This window comes from Paenibacillus cisolokensis (genome assembly GCF_018403665.1).
Taxonomy (GTDB): domain Bacteria; phylum Bacillota; class Bacilli; order Paenibacillales; family Paenibacillaceae; genus Paenibacillus_AH; species Paenibacillus_AH cisolokensis.
The window spans coordinates 1-5,768 of record NZ_BOVJ01000120.1; the positions used below are offsets into that span (position 1 = coordinate 1).

At 52.8% G+C, this 5,768-nt stretch carries 6 protein-coding genes, 1 pseudogene and 1 CRISPR repeat array; all 7 genes and pseudogenes read left to right on the forward strand.

Features of this window, described 5'->3' with window-relative positions; translation table 11 throughout:
* Positions 1-55 precede the first annotated feature (55 nt).
* Positions 56-968: direct repeats of the CRISPR family, unit length 32 nt; unit sequence GTCGCTCCCTACGCGGGAGCGTGGATTGAAAC.
* A 108-nt stretch (positions 969-1,076) separates the two neighbouring features.
* The 7 genes and pseudogenes from PACILC2_RS16570 (at position 1,077) to PACILC2_RS27115 (ending at position 5,609) form a co-directional block, all read left to right on the forward strand.
* Positions 1,077-2,390 carry an ABC transporter substrate-binding protein gene (locus PACILC2_RS16570; RefSeq protein ID WP_213529617.1) on the forward strand — a complete coding sequence of 438 codons (1,314 nt, stop codon included), beginning with the start codon at positions 1,077-1,079 and terminating at the stop codon, positions 2,388-2,390.
* A gap of 3 nt (positions 2,391-2,393) precedes the next feature.
* On the forward strand, positions 2,394-3,422 hold the full coding sequence (locus PACILC2_RS16575; protein ID WP_213529619.1) for a FecCD family ABC transporter permease: 1,029 nt from the start codon (positions 2,394-2,396) through the stop codon (positions 3,420-3,422).
* Complete coding sequence (locus PACILC2_RS16580) at positions 3,419-4,213, forward strand: ABC transporter ATP-binding protein (protein WP_213529622.1); 795 nt, start codon at positions 3,419-3,421, stop codon at positions 4,211-4,213. Before PACILC2_RS16575 ends, PACILC2_RS16580 begins: the two co-directional genes overlap by 4 nt.
* Positions 4,214-4,218: 5 nt before the next feature.
* Positions 4,219-4,605 (forward strand): annotated as a pseudogene (locus PACILC2_RS27100) (ankyrin repeat domain-containing protein); the annotation flags it as partial.
* Between the two features lie 30 nt (positions 4,606-4,635).
* Positions 4,636-4,992: an antibiotic biosynthesis monooxygenase gene (locus PACILC2_RS27105; protein WP_244863574.1), complete on the forward strand. Its 357-nt coding sequence runs from the start codon at positions 4,636-4,638 to the stop codon at positions 4,990-4,992.
* Between the two features lie 273 nt (positions 4,993-5,265).
* Positions 5,266-5,448 (forward strand): DUF2397 family protein, encoded by a 183-nt coding sequence (locus tag PACILC2_RS27110; RefSeq protein ID WP_244863575.1) that lies wholly within the window; start codon positions 5,266-5,268, stop codon positions 5,446-5,448.
* Entirely contained in the window at positions 5,409-5,609 is a 201-nt protein-coding gene (locus tag PACILC2_RS27115) for a hypothetical protein (RefSeq protein WP_244863576.1), read from the forward strand. Before PACILC2_RS27110 ends, PACILC2_RS27115 begins: the two co-directional genes overlap by 40 nt.
* Positions 5,610-5,768 lie beyond the last annotated feature (159 nt).

Consider the following 5,768-nt stretch of genomic DNA (forward strand, 5'->3'; position numbering starts at 1 on the left):
CGGGAGCGTGGATTGAAACACGTAGTCAACCCGATGTGGACAAAGAAATACGGGTGTCGCTCCCTACGCGGGAGCGTGGATTGAAACTCTTTTCGCCGCGCGCATCTCCCAGCGCGCGGCTCGCGTCGCTCCCTACGCGGGAGCGTGGATTGAAACCGACATGATCTTGACGACAAAAGCCCAATTACAAGGTCGCTCCCTACTCGGGAGCGTGGATTGAAACTACAAAAAGCATATTCAATCACCTGGCCTCATTGTAAGTCGCTCCCTACGCGGGAGCGTGGATTGAAACGATCTCGTACACCCGGATGACCGCGTCCAGCTTGGTGGTCGCTCCCTACGCGGGAGCGTGGATTGAAACGGTGTTTGAACTCGGCCAGTTCCTCAATCCACAAAAGGTCGCTCCCTACGCGGGAGCGTGGATTGAAACCGGAGCATACACACCAGGTAAACATCCCGGCGCATGTCGCTCCCTACGCGGGAGCGTGGATTGAAACGTGCCCCTCCAGAGCAACCAGAGCGCGACAAAAATGTCGCTCCCTACGCGGGAGCGTGGATTGAAACTTTCTCCGCCAAAAGCCGCGGCAACACCGCATTCAACGTCGCTCCCTACGCGGGAGCGTGGATTGAAACGAGCTCCTGTTTCGCAGCGTCAGCTTCCCGCCTCGGTCGCTCCCTACGCGGGAGCGTGGATTGAAACAAGACGGGCGCTATGGTCCGGGTGCAGGACAAGGTCGCTCCCTACGCGGGAGCGTGGATTGAAACTTTGGTCGCCGTGTCTAGCAGAAATGCGAGATCGGGTCGCTCCCTACGCGGGAGCGTGGATTGAAACGGATCGTTTGCGTCTTGCCGTCCCAGGCTATCCTCGTCGCTCCCTACACGGGAGCGTGGATTGAAACCTTCCCATTGTTCGTCCTAAACATCCTCCAGGAGTCGGTCCCTCCCTACACAGGAGCGTGGATAGAAACGCACGAGCCCGGCACCTATGAAACCTGTGAATCAAGAGCGGAAAATATTTCATGCAACCCTATTGACACTGATAATTATTATCAATAAAATGAGGATAAATCCATTAAATGAGATTGATTATCATTGTTATTGGGAGGTTGTTAAATGTTTCGCAAAGTTTTGGCACATGGTTTATTGGCGTTGGCGGTGCTAGCAGCACCACTGGCAATAGGCAGGAAGAAGCGTCGGCTGCAGCGGCTTCCAATACTGCTATTAAGGTAAAGCTGGACGGGAAGTCAGTATCACTGGATACACAGCCTCGTATTGTGAAAAATCGGACGCTGGTTCCTTACAACAATATTGTGCATGCATTGGGGGGCAAGGCTTCCTGGAATGCCAAGAGTAAGACAGTGACTGCTGAGCGGGATGGATTAACCGTTAAGCTGTCAGTCGGCTCTTCTGCCGCTTACATAAATGGCGAGAAACTGGATATGGGAGTAGCCCCGCTCTTCGTGAACGGAAAAACATTCGTACCGCTGCGGCTGATCTCAGAAGCCTTCGGCAAATGGGTCAGCTACAACAATGCAATCCGTACCGTTGAAATTACAAGCAAGCTAACCGTACAAACGAGCACTGGCCCGTTCACCCTTAACAAGAAGCCGTCCCGAATCGTTACCCTGTCCTCATCCGATACTGAAATCATTTATGCCTTGGGCGGCAAAGTGGTAGGACGGCCTACAGCAATGGGCAAAGTCATCCCGGAAGCGGCAGCGTCCGCTGTTGAGGTAGGCAGCGTGCACGGCATCCTGTTTGAAAAGCTGGCGACACTCAAGCCGGATCTTGTCATTGCCAGCCCTTCGCTGCAAACGCAAAAAGCTACAATAGAACGGCTTGGCGCTCAAGTGATGTTTAATTCTCATAATACATTCGATGATATTCAAAAATCAGTGCGACTCTATGGTAAGGTTCTCGGCCAAGAAAGTAAAGCCGAGCAGATCATTAAAGAGATGAACAGCAAGGTCAGCAAACTGGTGAAGCCTAAAAACAAACCGAAAACACTGATTGTCTACGGTGCGCCGGGAAGCTTCGTCATCGCTCTGCCTACGAGCTATCCGGGCAATTTCCTGGAGCTGGCGGGAGGAAGCAATGTAGCCGCCTCATTCCCTAAAATGGACACAATGCCGCAATATGCGGAGCTTAGCATGGAACGGGTTGTGGCCGCCAATCCGGATCTCATTCTGCTGATCACCCATGGTGATGCGGATGAAGTGAAAAAGAGCTTCAAGCAGCAGTTTGAGTCGAACAGTGCATGGAAGAACCTCGCTGCTGTGAAAAATGACCGTTTCGAGGTACTGCCTTCAGATCTCTTTGCCGCGAATCCGGGCATTAGAGCGCCACAGGCGATCGAGACTATCAACAAATTGCTTAAGGCAGCGAATTAACCTATGACATCACTGGCTTCAAAATCGAATGTTCAGCTTATAAAGGACCCCCGGTATATTCGGAATATTGGACTGCTTGTTGGCGGAATTGTACTTTTGCTTGCCGCTGTGCTGGTTGGTTTGATGGCGGGAGCGATCTCGCTCCCGGCAGCGGAGGTATGGACGGCACTAGTGCGCGATTCAGATAGCGAAGCGAGACAAATTGTGTGGAATTTGCGTCTGCCCCGCGTACTGACTGGTATGCTGGCAGGTGCCTGCCTTGCAACTTCAGGCGCTTTTTTACAAGGCGTGTTCCGCAATCCGTTAGCCGATCCGGGGATTATCGGGGTTTCATCTGGCGGCGGCCTGGCGGCCGTTGTCATTATGATTCTGTTCCCCGCACAAATTGCCTATTTGCCGATGGCTGCCTTCTTTGGCGCATTAGGCGCTGCGGTGGTTGTGTATATTCTTGCGTGGAAGGGAGGCGCTTCCCCGCTGCGGCTCATTTTGGCGGGAGTGGCGGTCAACTCCTTGCTTGGGGCGGGAATGACGACCTTGATGATTCTGAACAGCGAAAAGGTGCAGGCAGTGCTGCCTTGGATGTCCGGCAGCCTGAACGGCCGGAGCTGGCCGCATTTTGATGCTCTGCTGCCCTATACGATCGTCGGCGGCCTTGCCTCTATCTTTCTGATCAAGCAGGCCAACCTGCTTGTTTTGGGAGACGATACGGCGAAGGTATTGGGCAATCGGGTTGAAACCGGAAGGCTGCTTATTATTTTGCTTTCCACATTTTTGGCGGGTGCTGCGATCAGCATTGTCGGTATGGTCGGCTTTGTCGGCCTGGTTGTGCCGCACATTGTACGCCTGCTGGCCGGCGGCAATTACCGGATTTTACTTCCTTTATCCGCTATTGGAGGAGCTGCGCTCGTCGTAATGGCAGACACAGCTGCACGAAGCTGGTTTGACCCGATTGAATTTCCTGTCGGTATTTTGCTTGCATTACTCGGGGCTCCTTTCTTCCTATATTTGCTGCGAAAGGGGCTTGGAAAATGAATGCTGCCTTATCGGCAAGCGATTTGAAATACGGCTACCGGACGAATACCGTCATTGAAGGATTCGATTTGGATGTGAAGCCGGGTGAATGGCTTGGCATTGTAGGGCCTAACGGTTCCGGGAAATCAACGGTGCTGCGTATGCTGGCAAGGCTGATTCAGCCCCATCACGGCACGGTGGCCATGTATGGTGAATGTATCTCGGGAATGAGCACGAAAGCCATTGCCAAGAAGCTGACGATGCTGTCGCAAACGCAGGAAGCGGCCCTTGATATTACGGTGCGCGAATTGGTGCGAAGAGGGCGCAATCCGCATCTGAACTGGTACGAGGAATGCCGCGGCGAGCATGAAAAGGTCGTCGATTGGGCCTTGCAGTCAACGAAAATGACGGAACTGCAGCACCGCTCCCTGCTGGCATTGTCGGGCGGTGAACGCCAGCGGGCCTGGCTTGCCATGTGCATGGCGCAAAGCCCGGAAATTTTGCTGCTTGATGAACCCACCACTTATCTTGACATTGCGCACCAGCTGGAGCTTATGGAGCTAATTAGAGGATTAAATAAAGAGCAAAGCTTGACCGTCGTAATGGTACTGCATGATTTGAATCAGGCGGCACGCTATTGCGACCGGATTGTAGCGATTAAAGATGGAGCAGTGGTTAGAGAAGGTCGTCCGTCAGAGGTTTTTCAGCCTCAGTTTTTCCGTGAGGTGTTCGGCATCGAGGCCAAAATTCATGATGATGACGGCATTCCGTTCTATTTGCCCTGCGGAATCGCTTGTGAAAGGGAGGGATAAGAAGTATGTCCGCTAAGCCGCTGGATACAGAGCTTGTTCGGGCTTTTGTCGGAGCAGCGCATGCTGATCTGCCTAAGGTACAGCAACTTCTCGAGCAGGAGCCCGGGCTGCTTCACGCTTCAATGAATTGGGGAGGCGGCGATTGGGAGACTGCACTCGGTGCCGCCTCGCATGTCGGCAGACGGGATATCGCAGAATGGCTGCTTGCCCGCGGTGCCCGCATGGATTTGTTTGCGGCCGCCATGCTGGGTGAGCTGGAATTTGTTCAAGCGGTGCTGTCCAAATATCCGCATTTGGTTCATGCCACGGGGCCTCATCAGATTTCTTTGCTGCAGCACGCACTGATGGGAGGGGAAGCGGCCAAGGAGGTTGCAAGTTATATCCGTTCCCTGTTGGGTGAAGAGGAGAAGGAGGAAAGTGGCATGATCGTAGTAGAAAACAAAATTGAAGTTCGCGCCGGTTACGCGGATGCCGTATTGGAACGCTTCAAAACGCCGAAGACCGTGCATACCTTCCCGGGCTTTGTTCGCATGGATGTACTGCATGCGATCAATGCGGACGGGAATGAAGAGGTTCGCGTCTGCACCACATGGGAAAATGAGGAAGCCTTCGAAGGCTGGGCCAGCAGTGACGCCTTCCGCAGGGCTCATGCTCGCCGGAAAGAGGAAGCGGCCTCTGATAAGGAAGGGGCTGAGCACAACCCGATTATCGGTAACAAGATGACGATCTACCGGGTTGCGGCTTCTCATCTTCCGGCAGCCAAAACGTCAATTATGTAATCCTACAGTCTATGATATTCTAAGGTTCCCCGACCGGAGAGGGATCAGATCGTAGCGGACTTGCCTTCCACTCCAACTCCATCTATCATAGATGCAACGTTGAAATGCCTGAAACGAGGGGAAACGGATGGAGCACCAAGGGCAGGGACTGCCGTCGCAAGCGTTGCGCGGAATACCGGAATTGAAGTATCAATGCGGACAATATGGCACGGTATCGCGCGATTATGCGAATCGATGAGGGCCTGGAACATATGGCCGGACTACACGCCGGTGATGTGCCATCACGATCTCGAGCAACTGGTAGAATGGCAAAACTTGACCGCTCGCCACGATGGCGGGCGGTCTTCCGCGTTGGAAGAGTATTTTAAGAAAAAATGCAATATTCCCTTCGTCCGTATTCGATCGGAATCGAGCGTTTGCTGGAAAATTTGGAAGGCGTTCCTGATTTTGACATGAAAGGGATCGAATTCGGAAACGTGCTGGCTGCAAGATTTGGGGCGGTTCAGCCCATGGCTAAGCTGTTTCAGGAAGAGCGGATCGCTTTCTACTATGAAAGATTGGATGTGCGCTTTGGAGCACGCCTTTGTGAGAACGTCGGATTGTCGAAGAGAGTATAATGCTGTTTGGCGCTTTCGAGCTATCAGGAAATGGACAGCTTCGAAATTATTGTTGAATTTTGATTTCGGTGTCAGTTGATTATATGATATATTGGGGGTATCACAGGCAACAACTTACTCTCGAAAATCCGTTCCTGAATGCAGGTGCGAATGTGAAGC

Bases quoted from the DNA above. Each gene is read 5' to 3' on its own strand.
- PACILC2_RS16570 (WP_213529617.1), top strand. From the start codon at position 1,077: ATGAGATTGATTATCATTGTTATTGGGAGGTTGTTAAATGTTTCGCAA.
- PACILC2_RS16575 (WP_213529619.1), top strand. From the start codon at position 2,394: ATGACATCACTGGCTTCAAAATCGAATGTTCAGCTTATAAAGGACCCC.
- PACILC2_RS16580 (WP_213529622.1), top strand. From the start codon at position 3,419: ATGAATGCTGCCTTATCGGCAAGCGATTTGAAATACGGCTACCGGACG.
- PACILC2_RS27105 (WP_244863574.1), top strand. From the start codon at position 4,636: ATGATCGTAGTAGAAAACAAAATTGAAGTTCGCGCCGGTTACGCGGAT.
- PACILC2_RS27110 (WP_244863575.1), top strand. From the start codon at position 5,266: ATGTGCCATCACGATCTCGAGCAACTGGTAGAATGGCAAAACTTGACC.